The organism is Nocardia sp. NPDC055321 (genome assembly GCF_053645575.1).
Genome location: NZ_JBSHMS010000017.1, coordinates 35146 through 58329, shown reverse-complemented (window position 1 = coordinate 58329; position 23184 = coordinate 35146). Strand labels below are relative to the sequence as shown.

Annotated in this window: 20 protein-coding genes; 6 read left to right on the top strand and 14 right to left on the bottom strand. The window is 69.7% G+C overall.

The annotated features are described in order from the left end of the window. Position 1 precedes the first annotated feature (1 nt). Genes ACWIGI_RS26350 through ACWIGI_RS26320 form a run of 7 tightly spaced genes read right to left on the bottom strand, consistent with a single transcriptional unit; the run spans position 2 to position 8357 of the window. The gene (locus tag ACWIGI_RS26350; protein ID WP_454205149.1) at positions 2-1036 is read right to left on the bottom strand and encodes an aldo/keto reductase; all 1035 of its coding nucleotides are present in this window, start codon (positions 1034-1036) and stop codon (positions 2-4) included. Next, entirely contained in the window at positions 1033-2076 is a 1044-nt protein-coding gene (locus ACWIGI_RS26345) for an aldo/keto reductase (protein ID WP_454205148.1), read from the bottom strand. The genes ACWIGI_RS26350 and ACWIGI_RS26345 overlap by 4 nt, the downstream gene beginning before the upstream one ends. Before the next feature lie 8 nt (positions 2077-2084). Further along, entirely contained in the window at positions 2085-3278 is a 1194-nt protein-coding gene (locus ACWIGI_RS26340) for an acyl-CoA dehydrogenase family protein (protein ID WP_454205147.1), read from the bottom strand. Positions 3279-3309: 31 nt separating this feature from the next. Further along, complete coding sequence (locus ACWIGI_RS26335; protein ID WP_454205146.1) at positions 3310-4944, bottom strand: dipeptide ABC transporter ATP-binding protein; 1635 nt, start codon at positions 4942-4944, stop codon at positions 3310-3312. Further along, entirely contained in the window at positions 4944-5744 is an 801-nt protein-coding gene (locus ACWIGI_RS26330) for an ABC transporter permease (RefSeq protein WP_454205145.1), read from the bottom strand. The genes ACWIGI_RS26335 and ACWIGI_RS26330 overlap by 1 nt, the downstream gene beginning before the upstream one ends. After that, positions 5741-6694, bottom strand: coding sequence for an ABC transporter permease (locus tag ACWIGI_RS26325; protein WP_454205144.1), 954 nt, complete (start codon positions 6692-6694; stop codon positions 5741-5743). Before ACWIGI_RS26325 ends, ACWIGI_RS26330 begins: the two co-directional genes overlap by 4 nt. A gap of 4 nt (positions 6695-6698) precedes the next feature. Next, positions 6699-8357 carry an ABC transporter substrate-binding protein gene (locus ACWIGI_RS26320; protein ID WP_454205143.1) on the bottom strand — a complete coding sequence of 553 codons (1659 nt, stop codon included), beginning with the start codon at positions 8355-8357 and terminating at the stop codon, positions 6699-6701. A gap of 360 nt (positions 8358-8717) precedes the next feature. Here ACWIGI_RS26320 and ACWIGI_RS26315 point away from each other — a divergent pair, with 360 nt between their 5' ends. The 3 genes from ACWIGI_RS26315 to ACWIGI_RS26305 are packed head-to-tail and all read left to right on the top strand — an operon-like array spanning position 8718 to position 12265. After that, the gene (locus ACWIGI_RS26315) at positions 8718-9821 is read left to right on the top strand and encodes an acyl-CoA dehydrogenase family protein (RefSeq protein ID WP_454205142.1); all 1104 of its coding nucleotides are present in this window, start codon (positions 8718-8720) and stop codon (positions 9819-9821) included. A 42-nt stretch (positions 9822-9863) separates the two neighbouring features. Further along, positions 9864-10928: an LLM class flavin-dependent oxidoreductase gene (locus ACWIGI_RS26310; protein WP_454205141.1), complete on the top strand. Its 1065-nt coding sequence runs from the start codon at positions 9864-9866 to the stop codon at positions 10926-10928. Beyond that, complete coding sequence (locus tag ACWIGI_RS26305) at positions 10925-12265, top strand: MFS transporter (protein WP_454205140.1); 1341 nt, start codon at positions 10925-10927, stop codon at positions 12263-12265. The genes ACWIGI_RS26310 and ACWIGI_RS26305 overlap by 4 nt, the downstream gene beginning before the upstream one ends. A 44-nt stretch (positions 12266-12309) precedes the next feature. On the opposite strand, the gene ACWIGI_RS26300 is transcribed toward ACWIGI_RS26305, so the two are convergent. The 3 genes from ACWIGI_RS26300 to ACWIGI_RS26290 form a co-directional block, all read right to left on the bottom strand. Then, the gene (locus tag ACWIGI_RS26300; RefSeq protein ID WP_454205139.1) at positions 12310-12918 is read right to left on the bottom strand and encodes a hypothetical protein; all 609 of its coding nucleotides are present in this window, start codon (positions 12916-12918) and stop codon (positions 12310-12312) included. A gap of 2 nt (positions 12919-12920) precedes the next feature. Then, entirely contained in the window at positions 12921-13526 is a 606-nt protein-coding gene (locus ACWIGI_RS26295) for a hypothetical protein (RefSeq protein WP_454205138.1), read from the bottom strand. Positions 13527-13896: 370 nt separating this feature from the next. Then, the gene (locus ACWIGI_RS26290) at positions 13897-15006 is read right to left on the bottom strand and encodes a metallophosphoesterase (RefSeq protein ID WP_454205313.1); all 1110 of its coding nucleotides are present in this window, start codon (positions 15004-15006) and stop codon (positions 13897-13899) included. Positions 15007-15197: 191 nt separating this feature from the next. On the opposite strand from ACWIGI_RS26290, the gene purN reads away from it, so the two are divergent. Continuing rightward, the gene (gene purN / locus ACWIGI_RS26285) at positions 15198-15815 is read left to right on the top strand and encodes a phosphoribosylglycinamide formyltransferase (RefSeq protein WP_454205137.1); all 618 of its coding nucleotides are present in this window, start codon (positions 15198-15200) and stop codon (positions 15813-15815) included. An 8-nt stretch (positions 15816-15823) separates the two neighbouring features. On the opposite strand, the gene ACWIGI_RS26280 is transcribed toward purN, so the two are convergent. After that, a complete protein-coding gene (locus ACWIGI_RS26280; protein ID WP_454205136.1) occupies positions 15824-16060 on the bottom strand; it encodes a hypothetical protein in 237 nt (78 codons plus the stop codon). 398 nt (positions 16061-16458) lie between these two features. Here ACWIGI_RS26280 and ACWIGI_RS26275 point away from each other — a divergent pair, with 398 nt between their 5' ends. Further along, entirely contained in the window at positions 16459-17301 is an 843-nt protein-coding gene (locus tag ACWIGI_RS26275; RefSeq protein ID WP_454205135.1) for a hypothetical protein, read from the top strand. 34 nt (positions 17302-17335) lie between these two features. Here ACWIGI_RS26275 and ACWIGI_RS26270 read toward each other — a convergent pair whose 3' ends face one another. After that, positions 17336-17701 (bottom strand): VOC family protein, encoded by a 366-nt coding sequence (locus ACWIGI_RS26270; RefSeq protein WP_454205134.1) that lies wholly within the window; start codon positions 17699-17701, stop codon positions 17336-17338. 260 nt (positions 17702-17961) lie between these two features. On the opposite strand from ACWIGI_RS26270, the gene ACWIGI_RS26265 reads away from it, so the two are divergent. Then, on the top strand, positions 17962-19461 hold the full coding sequence (locus ACWIGI_RS26265; RefSeq protein WP_454205133.1) for a DUF222 domain-containing protein: 1500 nt from the start codon (positions 17962-17964) through the stop codon (positions 19459-19461). Between the two features lie 1296 nt (positions 19462-20757). Here ACWIGI_RS26265 and ACWIGI_RS26260 read toward each other — a convergent pair. Both ACWIGI_RS26260 and ACWIGI_RS26255 read right to left on the bottom strand, forming a co-directional pair. Beyond that, positions 20758-22092, bottom strand: coding sequence for an NtaA/DmoA family FMN-dependent monooxygenase (locus ACWIGI_RS26260; protein ID WP_454205132.1), 1335 nt, complete (start codon positions 22090-22092; stop codon positions 20758-20760). A gap of 23 nt (positions 22093-22115) precedes the next feature. Further along, the gene (locus ACWIGI_RS26255; protein WP_454205131.1) at positions 22116-23180 is read right to left on the bottom strand and encodes an LLM class flavin-dependent oxidoreductase; all 1065 of its coding nucleotides are present in this window, start codon (positions 23178-23180) and stop codon (positions 22116-22118) included. Between the last annotated feature and the right edge of the window lie 4 nt (positions 23181-23184).

Here is a 23184-nt window from a genome sequence, read left to right as displayed (position 1 = left end):
ATCAGACCGTGCGGCGCAGCGCCGGGTCGGCCAGCGCGGGCGGGATCGCACCGCTGTCCCGCTCGTGGAAAAGCGTTCCCGGCGGCACGATCTCGTCGATACGGTCCAGGATGTCGTCGCCGAGCACGACGTCGGCCGCCTTCAGATACGCGGTCAGGTGCGCCTCGGTGCGGGGGCCGATGATCGCGGAGGTGACGTCGGGGTGCGCCAGGACGAATCCGATGGAGAGGTCGATGAGCGAGAGCCCCGACTCCTCTGCCAGGACCGACAGCGCTTCGGCGGCAGCCAGTTTGGCGGCATTGTGGGCCGAGGCGATGTCGAACCGGCCGGGAATCAGGTCCGCGCGGAAGGATTCGGGCTGCTCGGCGCCCACCCGGTAGTTGCCCGAGAGCCAGCCCGCGGCCAGCGGACCGAAGGTGATGACCCCCAGACCGTATTCGCGGGCGATCGGCAGGGTCTCGCGTTCGATGCCGCGCACCAGCGGCGAGTACGGAACCTGTTCGGTGGCCGGGCGATTGAGTTTGCGGCGGTCGGCCACCCACTGCGCCTCGACCAGTTCGCCGGGTGAGAACACCGAGGTGCCGTAGTACCGGATCTTGCCCGCGCGCACCAGATCATCGAGCGCGCCGACGGTTTCCTCGATCGCGGTCACCGTTTCGGGCCGGTGCACCTGGTACAGGTCCAGGTGATCGACCTCGAGCCGGCGCAGCGAATCCTCCACCGCGCGCACGATCCACCGGCGCGAATTGCCGCGGTGGGTGAGGTCGTCGTCGACCACGCCGTGGAACTTGCTGGCCAGCACGACCCGGTCGCGGCGCCCGCGCAGCGCCTTGCCGACGATGATCTCCGACTCCCCGCGCGAGTAGGTGTCGGCGGTGTCGATGGTGTTGATCCCGGCGTCCAGCGCCCGGTGGATCAGGGCGATCGATTCCTCGTGGGTAGTCTTGGCGCGGGCGCCGAAGTTCATGGCGCCCAGCGTGAACGGGCTCACGCGCACGCCCGTGCGGCCCAGGGTGCGCAGGTCGGAAAGGCTCATCGGACGGCTCCTGACAGGGTGCGGCGGCGGGTGCGGGAATCGGTGAGCGAGGGCGGCAGATAGCCCTCGTCGGCGGGGCTGATGGTGACCCCGGGTGCGACGATCTCGTCGATGCGGTCCAGCACGTCGGCGCCGAGCCGCACGGTCACCGCGTCGAGCTGGGTCTCGAGCTGGTCCAGGGTGCGCGGGCCGATGAGCACGCTGCTGACCGCGGGGTGCTGCAGTACGAACGCGAGCGCGAGCTGTACGAGCGTGAGCCCGGCCTCGTCGGCGAGTACGGCGAGCTGCTCGGCGGCGGCCCGTTTGCGCTGGTTGGCGGCCAGCGCCGGATCGTGCCGGTGCGGCTGCCGGGTCAGGCGGCTGGATTCGGCCGCCGCCGCGCCCGGCCGGTACCGGCCCGAGAGCCAGCCGCCCGCCAGCGGACTCCAGGTCAGCACGCCCAGACCGTATTTCGCGGCGATCGGCAGCGTGGCGCGTTCGGCGCCGCGGGCCAGGATCGAGTACGGCGGCTGTTCGGTGACCGGCCGCTGCAGGTCGCGGTCGTCGGCCACCCACTGCGCGGTGACCAGCTGATGGGGTTCGAAGGTGGTGGTGCCGTAGTACCGGATCTTGCCCGCGGCGACCAGGTCGTGCAGCGCGCGCAGCGTTTCCTCCAGCGGCACCTCGGGATCGGGCCGGTGCACCTGGTACAGATCGAGGTGGTCGGTGTTCAGCCTGCGCAGGCTGTCCTCGACCGCGCGGATGATCCAGCGCCGGGAATTGCCCTGGCTGTTCGGATCGTCCCCGATCTGGCCGTGGAACTTGCTCGCCAGGAACACCTCGTCGCGCCTGCCCGCCAGGGCCTTGCCGACGATGGTCTCGTTCTCGCCCTGGGAGTACACGTCGGCGGTGTCGACGACGGTGATGCCGGCTTCGAGGGCCCGGTGCACGATGCGCACGGCGTCGTCGTGGTCCCGGTTGGCCCAGGCGCCGAAGTTCATGGCGCCCAGCGCGAGTGGGCTGACCAGCACGCCGGTGCGGCCGAGATAGCGCAGTGTCATGGGGTGATTCACTTTCTGCCGGAGTCCGGCGCGACGGGTGCGGACCGGGCGATGGCCGCCCGGCCCAGACCGGTGATGACGAGATCGCTCTGCGGGGAATGGATGCGCCCGACCATGGCGTCGCGGTGGTGGCGTTCGAGCGGATGCCGCCGATCGAGTCCGGGATTGCCGGTGAGGTCGAGCGCGGACTCGGTGACCCGGATCGCGGTGGTGGTCGCCACGTGCTTGGCCAGGCCGGGCAGCGGGGTGGCGTCGTCGTCCGCCAGCTCGGTGACGGCGCGGCGCAGCAGGGCGCGACTGGTCAGGACGGCGGCCTCGATGTCCCCGACACGGTCGTGGAAGCGGGGCACGGTGGCCAGGGACGCGCCGAGCGCGGTCGGGACGCGGGTGTGCAGGTACCCGGTGAGCCAGTCGCGGGCGGCGATGGCGACCCCGTTGTAGTTGGCCGCCAGCAGCACCGGGAGCGCCTGGCGTCCGGGGCGCGGCCCGGGCGCGCCGGGTGCGCGCAGTTCGAGCAATCTGCTGTGCGGCGCCACGGTGCCGTCGAAGACCACCGACTGGGTGTCCGAGGCGCGCAGTCCCAGATGATTCCAGGTGGGTTCGATACGCCAGTTGGCGGCGCCGCGATCGAGCAGGAAGGTCGCGATCCGGGGCTCGGGTTCGGCGGTGGTCGTGGTGACGGTGAACCAGGTGAGTCCGGAAACCCCTGTCGCGTACGCCTTCTCACCGTCGATGCGCCAGTCGCCCGAGGGCAGGCGGGTGGCGGTGGTCGCGGGCACGCCGCCGCGGGCCAGGCTGCCCAGCTCGCGTTCGACCGCGAAGCCGTTGAACAGCGCGCCGTCGGTCGCGGCCGAGCGCAGCACCGCCTCCTTGAGTTCGGCGGGCCACGGACAGTCCTCACGGACGAGCGCCAGGTGGTTGACGAAGTTCCACTGCAGGATCAACCCGACCGAGGGATCTGCCGCGCCGATGCGCTCGATCACCTCGACCGCTTCGGCCAGACCCGCTCCCCTGCCGCCGTATTCGACGGGGACGGTCAGTCCCGGCACGCCGGCCTCGCGCAGCGCGGCGAACGAATCGGCCGGGAACACCGCCGCGCGGTCGTAGCGTTCGGCGTTCCCGGCGACCACCGCCAGGGCCGCGGCGAAGTCCTCCTCGTCCAATCCGGTGGCGGGGGTTGCTTTTTCGGCTACCGCGGTCATGGCGGGTCACCTTCCTTCTCGTAGTGGGGTATCAGGCCCGGACCAGCTGCGGCACGACCGCGCCGGGCACCGCGGCGAGCAGCTCGCGGGTGTAGTCGGCGCGTGGATCGGTGAAAACGTCCGCGACCGTGCCGGTTTCGACGACGCGGCCCGCACGCAGGACCGTCACCTCGTCGGCGATGAGCCGGACCACCCCCAGGTCGTGGGTGATGAACAGGTAGGTCAGGCCCTGCTCGTGCTGGAGATCGACCAGCAGTTGCAGGATCTGGGCCTGGACCGAGACGTCCAGGGCCGAGACCGCTTCGTCGAGCACGAGGATGCGCGGCGAGGCGGCCAGTGCGCGGGCGATCGCCACGCGCTGGCGTTGCCCGCCCGACAGCTCGGCGGGCTTGCGATCGAGGAACTTCCGGTCCAGGGCCACGGCGTCGAGCAGTTCGCGCACCCGCCGCCTGCGCTCCTGGCCCGCGGCCAGGCCGAGCGCCGAGAGCGGTTCGGCGATGATCTGCCCGACGTCGAAGCGCGGATCCAGCGACGAGTACGGGTTCTGGTGCACGAACTGGATCCGGGTGCGCACCGGGCGGAATCGGCGCCGGGACAGCCCGGTGACGCGCTGATCCTCGATCCAGACGTCGCCGGAGTCGGCGGGGGTGAATCCGACCGCGATCCGGGCGACGGTGGATTTGCCCGCACCCGACTCGCCGACCAGGGCGTGGGTGGTGCCCGCGGTGACGTCGATGGAGACGTCGCGCACGGCGGGCACCCCGGCGAAGGATCTGTTCAGCGCGCGCAGGCGCACGATCGCGCGGGGCGACTCCTGTTCGGCGGCAGGCGCTTTCGCGGCGGGCCGAGCGGGAGCGAGCCGGGTCGTGTGCGCGGACGGGGCCGCCTCGATGAGCCGACGGGTGTACTCCTCGCGGGGATCGGACAGGATCTCGGCGGTCGGTCCCTGCTCCACGATGCGCCCGTCCCGCATGACGATCAGGCGGTCGGATCGCTCCGCGGCGACCCCGAGGTCGTGGGTGATGAGCAGGACGCCCAACCCGAGGCTGACCCGCAGTTCGGCCAGCCGGTCCAGGATGACCTTCTGTACGGTCACGTCCAGCGCCGAGGTCGGTTCGTCGGCGACCAGCAGCGCCGGATCGCTGGCCAGCGCGATGGCGATCAGCACGCGCTGTTTCATTCCGCCGGACAGCTCGTGCGGATACTGCCGGGCGACCCGCTCGGGATCCCCGAGCCCGGCCTGGTCGAGTTTGGCGAGCACCAGCGCGCGGCCGGTCTCGGCGTCGACGCGGCGGTGCAGGCGCGCGGCCTCCACGATCTGGGCGCCGACGCGTTTGACGGGATTGAGCGAGGTGCCGGGATCCTGCGGCACGAAACCGACGAACGGCCCGCGCAGCCGGGCGAGTTTGCGATCGCCCCAGCCGCGGGTGTCGCGGCCGTCGAGTTCGAGCGCGTCGGCCCGCACCCGCGCTTCGGGGGGCAGCAGATGCAGGGCGGCGTGCACGGTGGTGCTCTTGCCGGAACCCGATTCGCCCACCACCGAGACGAATTCGCCCGGTCGCACCGCGAGCGACACCCCGTCCACGGCGGGCGCGGCGCTCGCCCCGGCGCGCGAGCGGTAGCGCACGCGCAGATTGTCGATGCGCAGCAATGGTTGTTCGCTCATCACGAGCCTCCCAGCGATCGTCCGATGCGGTTGGTGGACAGCACGACCACGGCGATCAGTACGCCGGGCAGGATGGAGATCCACGGGTAGGTGGCCAGGAAATCCCGGCCCTCGGCCACGGCCAGACCCCATTCCGGTTGCGGCGGCGGCGCGCCGTAGCCCAGGAACCCCAGCGCCGCGACGGCCAGTACCGCCGAGCCGCACTCCAGGGCGGCCAACGCCACCACCGCGCCGACGGAATTGGGCAGCACGTGCCGCCACACCACCCGGGCGAAGCCGGCGCCGGACCCGTAGGCGGCCTCCACGTAATCGCTGCCCGCGACCTTGAGCACTTCCGAGCGCATCACGCGCGCGAACGCGGCGACCGCCGAGATACCCACCGCCACCGCGATATTGATCGTCCCGTAGCCCAGGGCGGTGACGACGGTCATGGCCAGCAGCAGACTCGGGATCGCCAGCAGCACGTCGACGAACCGCATGATCACCGCGTCGACCCGGCCGCCGGCGAACCCGCTGAACAACCCGATCGCCGCGCCGATCACGAATCCGATCGCCACCGCGAGCAGGGTGGCGGTGACCGTGGTCGAGGTGCCGTGAATCGTGCGCGCCAGCAGATCCCGGCCCAGCCGGTCGGTGCCGAACAGATGCTCGAGACTCGGCGCGCTGAAGCTCGCGTCGGAATCGCCCTCGTTCGGGTCGTAACCGGTGAACCACGACGGCAGCAGCGCCCACAGCACCACCACGCCGATCACGGCCCAGGAGATCGCCAATCCCAGCGGCACCCGCCGCAGCGCGCTCATGCCGCGCTCCCGGCCCGCAACCGCGACCGCAGCCGGGGATCGAGCAGCGGATAGATCAGGTCGACCGCGAAATTCACCGTGACGAACACCAGCGCGGCGAAGACCACCACCGCCTGCACCACCGGGACATCCTGGGTGCGCACGGCGGTTTCGGTCAGCCGGCCCAGCCCCGAACGCGAGAAGATCGTCTCCACGATCACCGCGCCCGCGAGCAACTGGCCCAGGGTCACCCCGGCGATGGTCAGCGCGGGCAGCCCCGCGTTCTTGAGCACGTCGCGCACCAGCACCTGGAATCGGGTGGCGCCCTTGGCCACCGAGACCGTCACGTAGCCCGCGCGCAGGCCCAGGTCCAGATTCTTGATCAGCAGCTGCGCGATCGGCGCCGAGACCGGGATGGCCAGGGTGATCGCCGGGAGCACCAGCGCGGCCGCGCCGTCGTTGCCGATGGGCGGGAACCAGCCGAGCTGGAACGAGAACACCTGCAGCACGGCCAGTCCCACCAGGAACACCGGGACCGAGACACCCGCCGCCGGGACCGTGGCCAGCAGGTCCGCCAGCCATCGGCTCCGGGTGTAGGCCGCGGCCAGCGCCACCGCGAACGCCAGCGCCACCGCGAGCGCCAGGGCGACCCCGGCCAGCAGCGCCGTCTGCGGCAGCACCGACAGGATCAGCGGCCACACCTGCTCGCCCGTGCGGGTGGAGATGCCGAAATCCCCACGCGCGGCATCGAGGAGGCGATTCAGGTACTGCCCCGCCAGGTTGTGATCGAGGCCGTAGTACACGCGCGCGTCGTGCTTGTCCTCGGCGGTCATCATCTCGCCCTCGGTGGGGTTGAACAGCATGTCCACCGTGTCGTACGGCAGCACGTACAGCAGCAGGAAGGTCACCGTGTACGCGCCCCACACCACGAACACCGCCTGCCCCGCCTTGGCGAGCACATATCGGGTCATCGCACTACTTCGCCTCGATCCAGGTGTCGTAGAAGACGTTCCGGGACTGCGCCTCGTAGCCCACGTTGTGCACGCGCGGGTTGGCCGCGGTCACCTGGGCCGGGTTGTAGACCGGGACGGTGAGGATCTGCTCCTCGAGCAGGAAGCGCTGGGCCGCCTCGGCGGCCGCGGCTCGCGGACCGGCCTCCAGGGTCTTGCTCAGCGCGCTCAGGACGTCGATCGCCCGCTGATAGGCCGGATTCTCCGGGGCCAGTTTCGTCATGTTGGTGTACTGCGGGGAGTAAACCTGTTCCAGCACCGCGATATCGGCGCGACTCTGGTTGGCCACCTGGATGTTCCAGCGCTGCTGCTGGGTCGCGGCGGCGGTGTAATCCGGGATCGGCAACACGTTCAGCCGCACCTCGATGCCGATCTTGCGCAGGTCCTGCTGGATCAGCTCGTAGGCGGGCTTGTTGTTGACCAGATTGTTGATCCCGAGCAGATCGAGCTCGAGCCGGCGGCCGTCGCGATTCACCCGGATGCCGTCCGAGCCCTTGGTCCAGCCCGCCGCGTCCAGAATCTGCTCGGCGCGGTCGCGGTCCTGCTTCAGGCTCGCGGAGAAGTCGACCCAGCCGGGCACCCGCTGGGACACCACCGAGCTCGACACCGTGTAGCTGGGGGTCAGCACGGTCTTGGCCAGCGCGTCCCGGTTCCAGCCGAGTTTGACGGCCTCGCGGACCGCGCGATCGTCGGTCGGGAAGCGGTCGGTCTTGAGATCGAGGGAGATGTCGCGGCCCGGAATGAGCTGGGGCACCAGGCGATAGCCCTCGGCCTGCAACGGCGCCTCGTCGGTGTTGTTCACATCCAGGATGGCGTCCACGGTCCCCGCGCGCAGCGCGCCGGTGCGCACGCCCGCCTCGGGGATGACCGAGATCTCGACCGTGTCCAGGTACGCCTCACCCTGATGCTTGCGCGACCCCGGCGCCCAGTTGTAGCCCGGCCGCTTCTTCAGCACGGTCTTCTGCTGATAGACGTGCTCGGCGACGGTGAACGGGCCGGTGGCCACGATGTTCTTCGCCAGCGCCCGCTGCTCCTTGGGCAGCTGCAGCGTGGAATGCCCGACGATGCCGGAGAAGTACAGCGAAAGCGCCTGCGGGAAACCGGCATTGGGGCGGTCGAAGCGCACCTTGACGGTCACCGGGTCGATCACCGTGGTCTCGGCGTAGCCGACCCAGTAGGCGGTCACCGGAACGACGCCCAGCGCCTTGTCACCGCGACCGAGCAGGTCGAAGTTCTCCTTGACCGAGTCCGCGGTGAACTTGCTGCCGTCACTGAAGGTGACGTCGTCGCGCAGGTGGAAGGTGAACTCCCGCAGCGTCGGATCGATGTCCCAGGACTTGGCCAGCCAGGGTTCGATGGCCCCGGTCTCGGGATTCTGATAGGTGAGTTTGTCGGTGATATTGCTGGTGATCAACGACTCCGGATAGGAACTGCCCGAATGCGGGTCGAGATTCGCCGGAGCGTCCAGCACCGCGAATCGCAATGTCCCACCGGACACCGGCGGACCACCGTCGTCGCCGCCGGAGACCTTGTTCCCGGATGCCGCGCATCCGGTCAATACCGCCGCGACGAGTGCAGTGGCCACGGCGAGCGCGCTCGCCTTCGCGAATTTGCCTGAGGGCATGTGAGAGAACTCCTGAATGAATCGAATCTGCCGCAAGTGTGCATAGGCGGCCCGAGCGGAACAACCAAGCTGATCTACCGGATTCGTTCAGTTTTCGTGAAAGGTTCATGCGGATAGCGCGCTTCGGACCTGCGGTTTTCACGAAACAGGCCCGGGATTCGCGGCGCGGAACAACTGGAATCGCGGCGAATTTATTTGCGCCGCGGGCGCTTCGCGCAGATCAGGAGCCGTACGCGAGTTCTCGGCGCAATCGGTATTCGCGGCGCGGCCGATTTCCGGGTTGATAATCCGGATATCGATATGCCGCCGACGGTACGCACCCGGCCGCATTCTTCAGCTGAACTGAACGAAAGGTGCTCGATGACAGCGGGTAATACGGCAACCGATCCGGCCGCCGCCGTCACCGCGGCCGACGCGCATCCGCTGGTGATCCGGGCCCGGGAGTACGCCGAGACCGTCCTGCGGCCCGCCGCGCTGGTCACCGACCGCGACGGGGTCCCCGCCCGGCGCATCGGCGAACTGGCCGCGCTCGGACTGCTCAATCACACCGCACCCGCGGAGTTCGGCGGGGCGGGCATCGACCGCAACACCGAACGGCGGCTGCACGAGATCATCGCCGGGGCCTGCTTCAACACCTGGCTGGTCTGGGCGCAGCACGCGCCCATGGCCGGGCGCATCGCCGAATCACACACGCCGGGAACGGTATTGCCCGAGCTGGCCGAACGCGTCCTGCGCGGCGAGGTGCTGCTGGGAGCCGGGGTCAGCGACGTGCGCCGCTATCCCGAGAACTATCTGCGCGCGCACCGATCGGCGGGCGGCTGGACGTTCGACGGCACCATCTCCTGGGTCAGCGGCTGGGGACTGCACGCCGCGCTGGCGCTGGCCGCGGTGGATCCGGACACCGAGTCGGTCGTGACCGCCCTGGTCCCGGCCGGCGAACGGATCACCAGTGCGGGACCGCTGCCGCTGAGCGCGGTCACCGGCAGCCGGACCGCGCGGGCGCGGGTCGACCGGGTCTTCGTCCCGGACTCGCACGTGCTCACCACCCACACGCTCGCGCATTCCCGCCACCTCGACATCGGCGTGGCCAGCGACGCGCGCGGGCACCACTTCGGGCTGGCCGAGACCGTCCTGGGTGAGCTCGAGCGCACCGAGTCCGCCCGCGAGGTCGTGCGGACCTGGCGTCCGCGCGTCGCCGAGATCCGTTCCACCGCCTACGCACTCGCGGACGAGGCGACCGGCCGCGGCGGCGGCGATCATCGGCTGCCCGAGCGGCTCGCGACCAAGGTCGCCAGCGGCGAGGCGCTCGCGGTGCTCACCCGCGCCCTGCTCATCGCCCGCGCCGGTCGCGGACTCGGCACCGACGACACCGCCCAATTGCACGCGCGCTCCGCGCTTTTCGTCCTGGTCCAAGGACAGACCACCGATGTGCGCCGCGCCCAGCTGGCCCGGCTCGCCCGCTGATCGCGACGACAACTCCCTTCCCACGACAGGAACCACGCTCCGATGAGTCTCGAATTCCTCTGGTACATCCCGAATCAGGTCACCCCCGGACACCGCGGCGAACCGGTGACCGCCGCGCACAACAGCCTGGAGACGCTCACCTCCCACGCGCTGGCGCTGGAGAAGCACGGCTGGCAGGGCGCGCTGCTCGGCACCGGCTGGGGCCGCCCCGACACCTTCACCACCGCCACCGCACTGGCCGCGCGCACCAGCACGTTCGAACCGCTCATCGCGATCCGGCCCGGCTACTGGCGGCCCGCGAACTTCGCCGCCGCCGCGGCCACCCTCGATCACCTGACCGGTGGGCGGGTGCGCGTCAACATCGTCTCGGGCAAGGACGACCTCGCCGCCTACGGCGACAGCGACGGCGAGCAGGCCGACCGCTACTCGCGGACGAAGGAGTTCCTGCAGCTGACCCGCAAACTGTGGACCCAGGAGCGAGTCACGTACCGGGGCGAGCACTTTCGGGTGACCGACTCGACCGTGCAGCCCCGGGTCGTGCCACGCACGGGCCGGCCGCATCCCAAGCTGTACTTCGGCGGGGCGTCCGAGGCCGCCGAGCGGGTCGCGGCGGCCGAGGCCGACGTGCAACTGTTCTGGGGCGAACCTCTCGAGGGCGTCCGCGAGCGCATCGAACGCCTGAAGGCGCTGAGCGCGGAACTCGGCCGCGAACACGCTCCGCTCGAATTCGGTTTGCGCATAACCACTTTCGTGCGCGACACCACCGAACAGGCGTGGGCCGAAGCGGAGGCGAAGGTCGCCGAGATGGCCGCCCAGCACGGCGAGGCCGGGCAGAATCCGCACCGTCGCACCGCGGTCGGGCAGCAGCGCCTGCTCGACCTGGCCGCGCGCGGGGAGGTACTCGACGACAACCTCTACACCACGCCCGGCCGCTACGGCGGTGGCGGCGCGGCGACCACATGGCTCGTCGGCTCCGCCGAGGACGTCGCGAAATCGCTGCGCAAATACCGCGATCTCGGCATCACCCACTTCGTGCTCTCGGACACCCCCTACCTGCGGGAGATCGAACGCCAGGGCGATCAGCTGCTGCCGCTGCTCGCCGAATGAGCGCGGGCGACCGACCCATCGCCACCACCCGGGACCGCGGCCCGCTGCGCCTGATCGTGGTCTTCGCGATCACCCAGACCGTCAGCTACGGTGCGATGATCCAGGCCTTCACGGTCCTGCTGCTGCCCATGTCGGACGCGCTCGGGGCCTCCCGGACCGCGATCGCGGCCGCCGCGACGATCTCCACCCTGGTGGGAGCGCTGGCGGCGGTCCCGGTCGGGCGACTGCTGGACCGCTACGGCGGACGCGCCCTGATGGCGGCCGGGTCCGGGGTGGGTGTCGTCGCGGTGCTGCTGTGGTCGCAGGCGCAGAACCTGGCCCAGCTGTACCTCGCCTTCACCCTCATCGGGGTGTCACTGGCGATGTCCACCTACGAGGCGGCCTTCGCGGTGCTGGTGGTGGCGGCCGAACCACGCCATCGCGACAACGCCATCATCGCGGTCACCATGATCTGCGGGCTGGCGACCAGCTTCTACTACTTCCTGGTCGGGCATCTCGACGCCCGATTCGGCTGGCGCACAACACTTGTCCTGCTGGCCGTGGAACTGGCGGTGATCGCCGTACCGGCGCACCTGTGGGCGGTGCCCGGGCGCGCGGCGCATCGGGGCCGCATCTCCACACTGCCCGGCGTCTCCGAGGGCGGCGCACTGCGCGATCACCGATTCTGGCTGCTGGTCCTGGCTTTCGTGGCCCAGTCCGCGTCCACCTCGGCCTTTCTCACCATGATGGTCACCTACTTCCGCGACGCGGGCTTCGCCGCCACCACCGCGGCCACGCTGCCCATCACCATCGGCGTCGCGCAGATCGGGTCGCGGCTGGCCCTGGCTCCGCTGGCCCGCCGCTACGGCATGACCGGCGTCACCGCGGTGTCCTTCGCCTTCCAGGGGACGGGACTGCTGGGGCTCCCCCTGGCCGGCGCCTCGCTGCCCTGGACGCTGGTGTGCGTCATAGCCTTCGGGCTCGGCTACGGGACCAGCGTCGTTGCCCGGCCGTCGATCGTCGCCGACTCCTTCGGGGTGGCGCGGTTCGCCGGGATCGCGGCGCTGATGACCGTGCCCATCGCGCTGTCCCGCGCGGGCGCGCCGCTGGCCGCCGCCTGGCTGCGCGACTGGCGCTTCCTGGTGATCATGGGCGCCGCCGCCCTCGTCGCCGCGCTGGCGCTCGTCCCGCTCTCGCGTCACCGATCGCCGGTCCCGGAACCGCCGATCGCACCGCCCGAATCCCCCGCCACCGGAACGACACCCGTGTACGTGATCGAGTCTCCGGGGGTCGCGGACTCGGACGGCGTGGTCGCGGCGGGCGCGCCCGAGCCCACCGCGGGCGCGCGCCGAGGGTAGGCGCGGCTCGTTCTCCCGGTGACGGCGAGGTCGCGACAGCTCGGTCAGACGTCGTCACCGTCCCAGATGTCACCGGGCCCTTTGCGGCCGCCGTCGTCGTCCAGGTGCCACGGATCGTCGCTGCTCCCACCGCCACCGCTGTCACCGCCACCGCCGCCGGAGTTCGGATTCCCGTGGTCCTGCGGCTGATCGTCCGGCCAGAAGCCGGCGTCCTCCGGGAACGGCACGGCGAACGGGGAGGGGAACACGCCCTCCAGCGCGACCGCCCCGGACTCCGAGGCGCTCGCCACGGCCTCGATGGAGCCGGATTCGCTCATGATGTAGGCCACCAGGGGAAGTGAGATGATCGCGAGTTCGGGGATCTCGACCACCACGTCCCGGAGCGAACTGCTGATGGCGTCGGCCGCGGTGGTGAACATCTGCACCGCCAGCGGGCTGAGGTGGACCGTGTAGCGCAGGTGCAGGAACCCGTGTGTATCGGCGCGCACCAGTTGATCGCTGTCGGGGTCCTGCTCGGCCTGCAGCATCCGCCGCGCGGTGGCGTCCAGGTCGAAGACCCGGCTCAGGTCGAGCCCGGCGAGCCGATGGTTCGCCAGGGTGGCCTCGAGCTGCGAGACCTGCTGCCGCACTTGCTGTTCGGTGATGTTCGACATGATCAGATCCCACTTCCACGGTGCTTGCGATGCAGCGGATTGCGGTCCGGGTCGCCCTCCCACCCGCTGGTGTGCCCGAGCTGGTCCTTCAGATCCTGGTCGAGGTCGCCGTCGCCGCCGTGATCGGCGCCGGCCTGTTCCCGCACGAGCTCCCGTTCGATATCCCAGTAGCCGGCCGACTCGGGCACCGGGACGACGAACGGTGAGGGCACCGCGCCCTCGAGCCGGATCGCACCGCCGGGCGCCTCGGCGACGATCTCACCGGCGTGTGTGGCCAGGAAATCCGAGAGCGGCCGCACGACGGCCGCGATCTCGGGGAAGCTCGCGACGGCCGCGCCGAGCGCGGCGTCGAAATCCGACCGTCCGAGCGCGGCGACGGCCTGGGCGCTCAGATGTATCGAGTAGCGGAAGTCGCCGTCCATATCGACGATGATCAGTGGCGTCCCGTCGGAGTCCAGGCGCGGTTGCAGACCCGCCGTGCTCCGGGCCGCGGCCGTCAGATCCACCCCGGCGGCCGGATCGAAACCCTCGAGTTTCCACCGGCTCAGCGCGCCCTCCATGTCCCCGGCCCTGGCCCGTACGACTTCGTCCGACACTTCATCCGCCATGATTCCGGCCCTTTCGTGAGTCACCTCACATCTATTGAGCCGCAACCGCTCTCGGCACTTCGAGGCCGTTGGCCTCTAGCCGGACGCCGGTTCGTGTGCTTGGCTGGACGCTGTCGCGAGAGTTGGCACGGGCGTGAGATCCGTTGGCATGGAATGTCATTGAACAGACCGGGTGGGCGCGCACAGGGGCGGCATCGGCCGGCTCCGCACCGTGCGCGCCGGCGTCCCGTTTAATCGGTGGCGGACGGCGGCGCGGGTCGTTATCGTTGTCGCCGCGACGCGGGGAAGCTCCTGGATCTATAGCTGGGGGCCGAGTTGAGTTCCCCAGCGTCGTCCAAACTTCCCACCCCGAACGGGGATACCCGCGGGCTCAGCCGCGCCGCAGGGTCAGGATCGAGATGTCGGGGCGCGCGCCGATGCGAACCGGCGGACCCCACGCCCCGACGCCCCGGGTGGTGTAGAGCCGCATACCCGCTTCGCTGTCGAGTCCGGCCACCGTGCCGTTGACCCAGCCGACGACGTAGTTCAGCGGCCAGATCTGGCCGCCGTGGGTGTGGCCGGAGACCTGCAGGTCGACCCCGTGGGCGGCGGCCTCGGGCGCCTGGCGCGGCTGGTGCGCGAGCAACATGACGAAGCGGTCGTCGCGGTGCCCGGCCAGCGCCGCGTCGATATCGGGCCCGTACGGGTCGGGCGCGGCGAAGTCGTAGACGCCCGCGATCTCGAGCGTCGCGCCGTTGACCAGGACCTCGGCCCGCGCGTTGCGAAGGGTCTTCAGCCCCAGCCGATCCCAGTAGTCCATCCAGTCGGCGACGCCGTCCACGTACCCCTCGTGGTTGCCCGCGACCGCGAACTTCCCGTACTTGGCGGTGAGCCCCGCGATCGGCGCGATGTCGGGCCCGACGAGTTCGACGGATCCGTCGATGAGATCACCGGGCAGCACGATGACGTCGGGCCGCTGCGCGTTGACCAGGTCCACGACCCGCTGCGTGAACGCCGCCCCGCGCGCCGCCCCGACGTGGATGTCGGCGACCACCGCGACCCGGATACCGTCCAGCTCGGCGGGCAGCTTCGCCGAACTCACCTCCACCTCGAGCACTGCCGGATCGTTCGCCTCCCGCACCCCGTACGCGACCGCGCCCACCGCCGCCACGACGAGCACCCCCGACAACACGCGCAGCAGCCCCTGACGATCGGCCATCCCCGCGGTCCGGGCGATCACCAGCACGAGCCCGATCAGCACCAGCCCGAGCACGAGATAGAACAGCACCGCCGTCCACACCAGCCCGGTCCACACGATCCCCCGGACCGGTTCCGGCGAGTACAGCACCCCCGCCCCGAACGCGACGACCACCGCGGCCCACAACACCCCCAGCAGGATCGCCCCCGCCACCCGCACCCGCGCGGGGACCCCCGTGGCCCGCAACAGCCGCCGATACAACACCCAGTGCACCAGCGCGAACACGACCGCACCGACAACCATCCGCAGCACGCGCCGCCCTCTCGTTCACCCGACCGCCGGATGTGGCCGGCGCGCCGGGGCGCACGGCCCACACCGGCCACTGGTGTCGAGAGTAATCCGCGATCGGCGAGCCCCGGACTGCCACGTGCGCGCGGAGGTTTGTTGGAGCGCCGCGTCCGATCCGGTGAGCCGCCTGTGCGAGACTTCCGCCCATGCGACAGCTCCGGGTCGGCGTCCTCGTCTCACACACCGGCTCGAACCTGCGAGCGCTGCACCGGGCGTCACTGGAGGCGGACGCGGGGTACGAGATCGTCGCCGTGGTCAGTAACAACAGCGGATCGCTCGGACTCGCGTACGCGCGCGAAAACGACATCCCGACGCGGCATCTCTCCGGGAGCACACATCCGAATCCGGAGGAGCTCGACGACGCGATTCGCGGGACGTTCGTCGACCACTCGGTCGACCTGATAGTCACCGCCGGCTACATGAAGAAGCTCGGCCCGCGCACACGCGCCGCGTTCGCCCCTCGGATCATCAACGTCCACCCTGCCCTGCTCCCGCTCTTCGGCGGGCACGGCATGTTCGGCGCACACGTGCACCGCGCTGTACTCGACGCGGGCGCAGCGGTCAGCGGGCCGACCGTTCATTTCGTGGCGGACGAGTACGACACCGGAAGCGTCATCACGCAACTGGAGGTTCCGGTGCTGGCGGACGACACCGTGGAGTCCCTCGCCGCGCGTGTTCTGGTCGCGGAACACGAGCTGCTGCCGCGCGTTGTGCGGGAGATCGCTGCTGGGCAGCATCTCGGCGGCGGTATCCGATTCGACTGAGCGCGAGGTCATCTCGGGAGCTCGAGGTTCGAGCGGTCGGCGGATCCGGCCGATTCGATCGGAACATGAGCGGAACTAATGTTTAGATGCGCATATTTCCATCGGCCGATTTCTATCGCTGGCACACCCCGGAGCTCCTGCGCGGCGGGCAGCGTCCAGGTCATGCGGTTGTACGTGGCACTGGCATCGCGCATGCGCACGCGATCCCAATGCTCGGCCGCGATCCGGGTCTCGAGGTCGAACAACCGCTGCACGATGCCGGCCGCGTCCGCGAAACCCGCTCCGGCGGTGATCTTCTCGAGGTGGACGCCCGAGCACGCGGAGAAGCGCGCGGCCTATCGGGTTCCACCGCACGCCGCGCGGCCTGGGGCAGGCACGCAGTCTGGCGCTCGTCCACCACGTCTGCGCGATGACCGCCGTCGTCGGGTCACCATTCGCTGAAGACGGCGGCGTTTCGACGGTGCGCCCGTGCAATGCGAGTGGCGTTTCAGGGAGCACGCCCCGATGCCGAACGGGTGCCCGGTGTCCGGCGAATCATGATGTTCAGCAACGAGTTCGAGTAAGATCGGCGGGCAGCGCCGCCAGCGGGGGTCGGGGACGCGCCCGAGGCTCGACGGCGGTACAGCGGAGCGAGGAGTGGGCTATGGCCAACCTGCGTGCTTGTGCGGTTTTGACGGCGGTGCCGGCGGTGCTGGCCTTCGGGTCCGGGACGGCCGCGGCGCAGCCCGGAGTTGGCGGACCGCTCGACGAGGGGCGCGGTCCGGCCGTCGGGGCACCCGTGGCGACGACCGACACCCTGCGGGTCGGGACCGAGTACGTGCAGCTGCCGCTCGGGGTCGACGGGCGCATGTTGGAGCCGATCCAGAACTATCTCGACGGTGTCGGGGTGCAGATCGCGGCGACGTTCGACGGAATCGGCTACTCCCCCAACGAATCCGAACGGCGCGGGGCCGCGACCATGGCAGGGCAGGTTGTCGGCGCGCTGATCGGCAAGGCCGCTGTATTTCCGCTCGAGATCGTCGGATGCGGGGTGGGAGCGACCGTCGGAGCGATCGCGGGCGGTGTCATCGGCGGACTGCCGAGCGTGGGAGCCGGGGTGCCGATCGGAGCGGCGGTGGGCGGGGTCGCCGGGTGTCTCCTGGGCGGGCTGGCGGTCGCCATTCCCGTGGATATCGCTGGACTGGCGGGTGGGGCGGCCATCGGCGGGTTCGTCGGGGGTGCGCTCGCCGGGACCGGCGCGAGCCCGGCCGAGCCCGCGCCTGCTGCCGTCGATGCCGTAGCGGCCCAGCGCGTTCCGATCGCTGCCGATGCGGTAGCAGTCGATCCGATCGCCGCCGTGAGTGCCGCAGTGGGCCCGGACGCCGCCAGCGCTGTCACCTCGCTGCGTACGGCTGTGAAGTCGATGCCCAAGCTCGCACCGGACGCCCTGGGCCCGCTCACCCAGTCCGCCAACGATCTGTTCGCCGCCGTCCAGGCAGCTCTCTGACCCGACCGCCGCGTCTGCCCGGAGGCAATTCGCCTCAGTCCAAGCAGAATTCGTTGCCCTCGATGTCCTGCATCACCAGGCACGACTCGTTCACCCCGTCCGCCCGCAGCAGGCGTACCCGCGTGGCGCCGAGCGCGATCAACCGCGCGCATTCGGCCTCGAGCGCGTCCACGCGCTCCTCCCCCACCAGGCCGGTACCGACCCGCACGTCGATGTGCACGCGGTTCTTGACGACCTTGCCTTCGGGAACGCGCTGAAAATACAGCCGCGGACCCACACCCGACGGGTCGGCACACGATCGGCCGCGATGCTCATATCCCAGTACCGCTGCCCAGAATTCGGCGACGCGCTCGGGTTCCGCGCAGTCGAAGGTGACTTGGATCTGACGCACCGATGCCATTGCTCCACCTTAGATCGATCTCGATGTTCGAGGGTGGGGCGAATGCGGTGACGGGTCTGACGGGCGATCCGCCAGGACGGGCGAAATAGGTACCGCAGTCGCCGATCGCTCGAATCGAGATAGGCCGGCACGGAGACTTCGCCGGGGACACAATTTCGTCAGAATATTGCAGTAGTTCAAAACACCGCTGGATCTGAATAGCGCTGTATCACAATGCAATTGGGCTATTCATGCTTGCTATCAAGGCGTAGAATAGAGGCATGGAATCGAGGAAGGTACCCACCATCGCGACGAGTGCCAAAGCACTCGCCGCCGCGGTGGAGAACCTGCTCGAATTGCCGATGTACTCAATGGCCAAGGACGAGGTCATCGACGTCATGCAGGAGCTCGAAACCAGCTTCCGCAAGTTGGAGGCGGTGAAGCAGCGGTTCGCGCTCGAGTGCGGAGCACGGGACTTGGGCCCTCGGGCGGGTGTGAAGAGTTTGATCCTGTTCCTGCAACAGACCCTGCGACTGTCCTACGCCGAGGCCGCCGCCCGCGTTCGCAACGCCGATCTGCTGTCGACGGTGTCGGCGGGTTCGAGCACCCGGCCCCCGAAATTGCCGCTCGTAGCTAAAGCGCAACGCGCCGGGGAGATCTCCGCCGACCATGTGAAGGCCATCCACGATGCGCTGACGCGGATCCCCGACACCGCCGGTCCGGAAGTCAAAGACCATGCCGAGCAGCACCTCACCTCATACGCCCGCGAGGGTGATCCGAAGGGTGTGACCAAGCTCGGGGTGCATATCCTCGCCCACGTCGACCCCGACGGGCGATTGACCGAGGACCGGGACCGCCAGCGAGTCCGGAGCGTCAAGATCGGGCATCAGGGCATCGATGGCATGTACCCGATCTCCGGATACCTCACCCCGCAGCTGGGTGCGGTCATGATCCCGATGTTCGAGAAATTCGGACGACCCGGCATGTGCAACCCCGACGACCCCGAAAGTCCCTGGACCACCGCAGAACTCGGGCTCGACACCGAACTCGACGACGGCGACGACTCCGACGACGCCGATGCGAACGACCCGTCGTTGACCCCGGCCGAACGCGCCCGCGCCGCCCTTCGAGCGAAACTGCGCGCCGCCGCCAAGCGCGATCACCGCAACGCCGAGCAGCGCAACCACGACGCTCTGCTGGTGTTCTTCCGCCCCGACATGGGACCCACGAAACTCGGATCACATCGCGGACTGCCGGTCTCCACCATCATCACCATGAGCATCGAAGACCTGGAGAAGCGCGCGGGCGTGGCGACCACCGCAACCGGCGGCACCATGTCCATCACCCAAGCACTCCAGGTCGCCAGGAACTCCACCCCGTACCTGGTCGTGCTCGACCGCAACGGCCGACCCCTGCACCTGTCCCGCGGACAACGTCTCGCCAACCCGGCACAACGGTTGGCGCTCACCGCGACCGAACGGGGATGCACGCGCCCGGGATGCGATGCGCCAGCGAGCCGCTCGGCTGTCCACCACATCAAGGAATGGTCTGCTGGTGGTGAAACGGACATCGAAAACCTGACCTTGGCGTGCGATGCCTGCCACGCACAGGTGAACACCGGCCCGAACGGGTGGGAAACCGTTGTGATGGGCGAGGATTCGGAGAATCCGGGCAAAACCGGATGGATTCCTCCACCACATATCGACCGAGCTCGTAGGCCGCGCGTAAATTTCCGTCATCATCCCCAGTTTCCGGGTATTCCCGCGCGATGGCGCTGCTAGCCCCTCGCCCGATCGCAGCTCCCCGCTCACAGCTTTCGACGCTGCCTCTTCGGCTTCCCCATGCCGGAGAGGCTTTCGCGCGCCGACCCACCCCCACCCAACCCAGCGCGACGAACCCGCCTGCATTCCACCACCACCCCAGGTACCAGGCATCCCCGCACGGCGACTCTGCCAGCGACCGCACCCCAGGGTCTCGATACCCGCCCCACTGCTCAACGCACTTACCGCTCTCGACCTCATCGGCCTTCGAACCCGAACGGGCACACTCCCACCCGCCTTCGCCATAGCCCGGCCATCCCACCCGGACAGCCGGTGCGTCCACACGCATCAGTGTTCACGCCCGTGGCCGACGTAGCCCGACCCCACACCCACCCGTGCGCTTCCAGCGGGGTTCGGGAGAGCGGGCAAAACAGATGCGGCAGTGCTGGTTACCTCGCCTGCCGTACCCGACCTTCGGCTCCCCGGCTGGGAGCGCCCTCGCCCTTCCAGCCGAGTCGACTGGCCGTGGGAACCTTCTCGAGACCCACAGACAAAGACTCGTCATCAACACAATGGGGCTATGTCCCCGGCGGTGATTGCCGAACCCGGTCCAGGGTCGCGAACTCGGCCACGCATCCGGGGCTTCGATCCCGTGTATCGGCCCGGAAGGGCCGGAACCGCCGCCGAGGCACCCAACCCGCCCCCGCTGGTACTCCGTTATCCAGGCGTCCTTTCCCGGTAAGGCTCCCAACCGCCGTCGGGTCTCCCAACGTGCCCCCGCCGGTACTCCGTTATCCTGTCTTCTTTCCGGCGGTAGGGCTCCCAACCGCCGCCGAGGCACCCGCGTCTTCCCGCTGGTACTCCGTTGTCCAGGCTTCTCTCCCCCGGTAGGGCTCCCAACCGCCATCGAGTCTCCCGACGTGCCCCCGCCGGAACTCCGTTGTCCTGTCGTCTTTCCGCCGGTAGGGCACCAAACCACAGCCGAGGCTCCCAACGTGCCCCCGCTGGTATTCCGTTGTCCTGTCTTCTTTTCGGCGGTAGAGCACCCAACCGCAGCCGAGGCACCCAACCCACCACCGCAGGTACTCCGCCTTCCTGGCTTCTCTCCTGCGGTAGGTCACCCAACCGCGATCGAGTCTCCCGACGTCCCCATGCCGGTACTCCGTTATCCAGGCATCTTTCCCCCGGCAGCGCACCAAACCGCCACCGAGGCACCCAACGTGTCTCCGCCGGTACTCCGTTGTCCTGGCTTCTTTTCTGCGATAGGACTCGACCCGCCGTCGAGGCTCCCGACGCCCCCAGGACGCCCTGTCCGGATCAAGCGGATACTGCAGCGGCGGGCTCGCGCCCTGGAAGCGGGAGGCCGAACCGCTCGCGCAGAGTGGGGGCGGTGTACTCGCGTTGGAAGAGGCCGCGGTCCTGGAGGAGCGGCACCACCAGGGACGTGAACGCGGGTAGGTCCACGGCGGTCTCGGCGGGCATGATGGTGAACCCGTCGGCGGCGCCGGCCGCGTACCACTCCGCCAGATCGTCGGCGATCTGTTCGGCCGAGCCGACCAGCAGGCGGTGGCCGGAACCGCCCGCACCGCCCTGAATCAATTCGCGCGGGGTGCGGGGACCCTCGGTGATGAGAGCGCGGGTGGAGACGGCGAAGCCGGCGGAGAACGCCCCGGTGGGAATGGCGTCGGGGAGATCGGCTGCGGTGATCGGATCGTCGGGGCCGAAGCTGCCTGGCGGCAGGCCCAGATCGTTGAGGAGATTGGCGGTCAGGCGCTCGATCGGCAAGTGCGCGTACAGTTCTCGTTCGCGATCGCGAGCTTCCGCCTCCGTGGCGGCGACCAGCACGACAACGCCGAGGGAGATCTTCACCGAATCGCGGTGGCGCCCCGCAGCCGCCGCGCGGCGACGGATGTCCTCGCGAAATGCGATTGCCTTGCCGCGGGTTTGCGCGACCGTGAAGACCACGTCCGCGAAATCGCCCGCCAGTCGCAGACCGCCCTCCGACCCACCGGCCTGCACCACCACCGGACGTCCCTGCGGTCCCGGCGCCACCGGCAATGGCCCTGCCACGGAGAAGAATTCGCCCTCGTGATCGATGCGGTGAATCTTACTCGCGTCCGCGTAGCGGCCGGTGCTCTTGTCCGCGATGAGCCAGTCCGCCTCCCAGCTGTCCCACAGCCGGGTCACCACATCCAGGAATTCCCACGCCCGCCGATAGCGGGTGGTCTTGTCCGGGTGCTCGTCCAGCCCGAAATTCGCCGCGGCGGCGGGAGTTCCGGTGGTGACGATGTTCACCGCCGCGCGGCCCTTGGTCACATGGTCGAGCGCCTGGAAGCGGCGGGCCAGGTTGTAGGGCGAGTTATAGGTGGTCGAGGCGGTGATGACCACGCCGAGCTGCTCGGTCACCGCCGCGAGGTTGCCGAGCAGCACCAGCGGATCGATCCCGGTGCCGGGCGATTCCTCGATTTCCCCGCGCAGCGCGGGCCCGTCACCCAGGAACACGGCGTCGATCTTGGCCGCCTCGGCGATGCGCGCCAGCCGCTGGAAGTAGTCGATATCCAGGTACGCCAGCGGATCCGCGTGCTCGGCGCGCCAGGCGTGACGGAAATGCCCCGGGGTCATCAGGGACAGGTTCAGATGGAATCCAGGCATGAAAAGTCTTTCGTGACAGAGGGTCAGGACGCGGCCGGGGTCCAGCCCAGCGCGGGGGCGAGTTCGCGGGCGCTCGCGGCCAGCAGGCGAATGTGTTCGTCCGGTTCGGGCACCCCGGGCACGAAATTCAGCAGCAGGTCGGTGATTCCGGCCAGCGATGGATCGGCGGCCAGCTCTCCCGCCAACTCCGGCGCGGGACCGACCAGGGCGTGATCGGCAGTGAGATAGTCCGCGACGCTCAACTTGTCGATCCCCCGATCGGCGGGCGCCCAGCTCTGCCAGCGCCGCACGCCCGGTTCGACCAGCCGCAGCGCCGCCTCCCGATCGGGATGCGGATACACCGCTCGCGAGGCCTGGATGCGCGGGGCGGCGTCGGTGCGGGTCCACGCCCCGCGATAGGACTCGATCCACGCCGCCTGATTGCGCTGTGCCGCTTCGATACTCCCGTCGCGCCAGCTCGTGGCGCGCGAGAGCTGCAGACCGTCCCCCGCCCGCGCCGCCGCCACGGCCGCCGCGTGCGCGCGCCCGGGCTCACCGGTGGTGGCCTGCCAGAGACGCTGCCGCACACCGGCGCCGGGTGGATGCAGCACCTCGCCCAGGCTGTTGAGCGGTCCGCCGTCCAGCACTTCGTGCAATCGGGCGACGGCCGCTTCGTATTCCTCGTGCTTGCGGTTCAGATCCCTGCCGAAGGCTTCCCAGGCGCCCGGGAAGGGACCGGATCCGACTCCCAGTTCCAGTCGCCCGCCGCTGATCTCGTCGAGGGTGGCGGCGTCCTCGGCGACGCGCAGCGGATCCTCCAGCGGCAGGACCAGCACCCCGGTTCCCAGCCGGATACGGGAGGTGTGCGCCGCGATGGCGGCCAGCACGACCAGCGGCGCGGACACGTGTTCGCGTCCCTGGCGGAAATGCCGCTGGATCACCCAGCCCGAGTCGTAGCCCAGGTCCTCCGCCGCCTGGAAGAGGTCGATCGCTTCCCGATAGGCGTCGGCGGGCGGGATATCGCGATCGAGGTGGAGCAGGAATCCCAGCCGGAAGTTCCTGCCGTCCTCGACACCCGCGCCGAGGGTGGTGTGCCGGACCGCTGTCATGGTG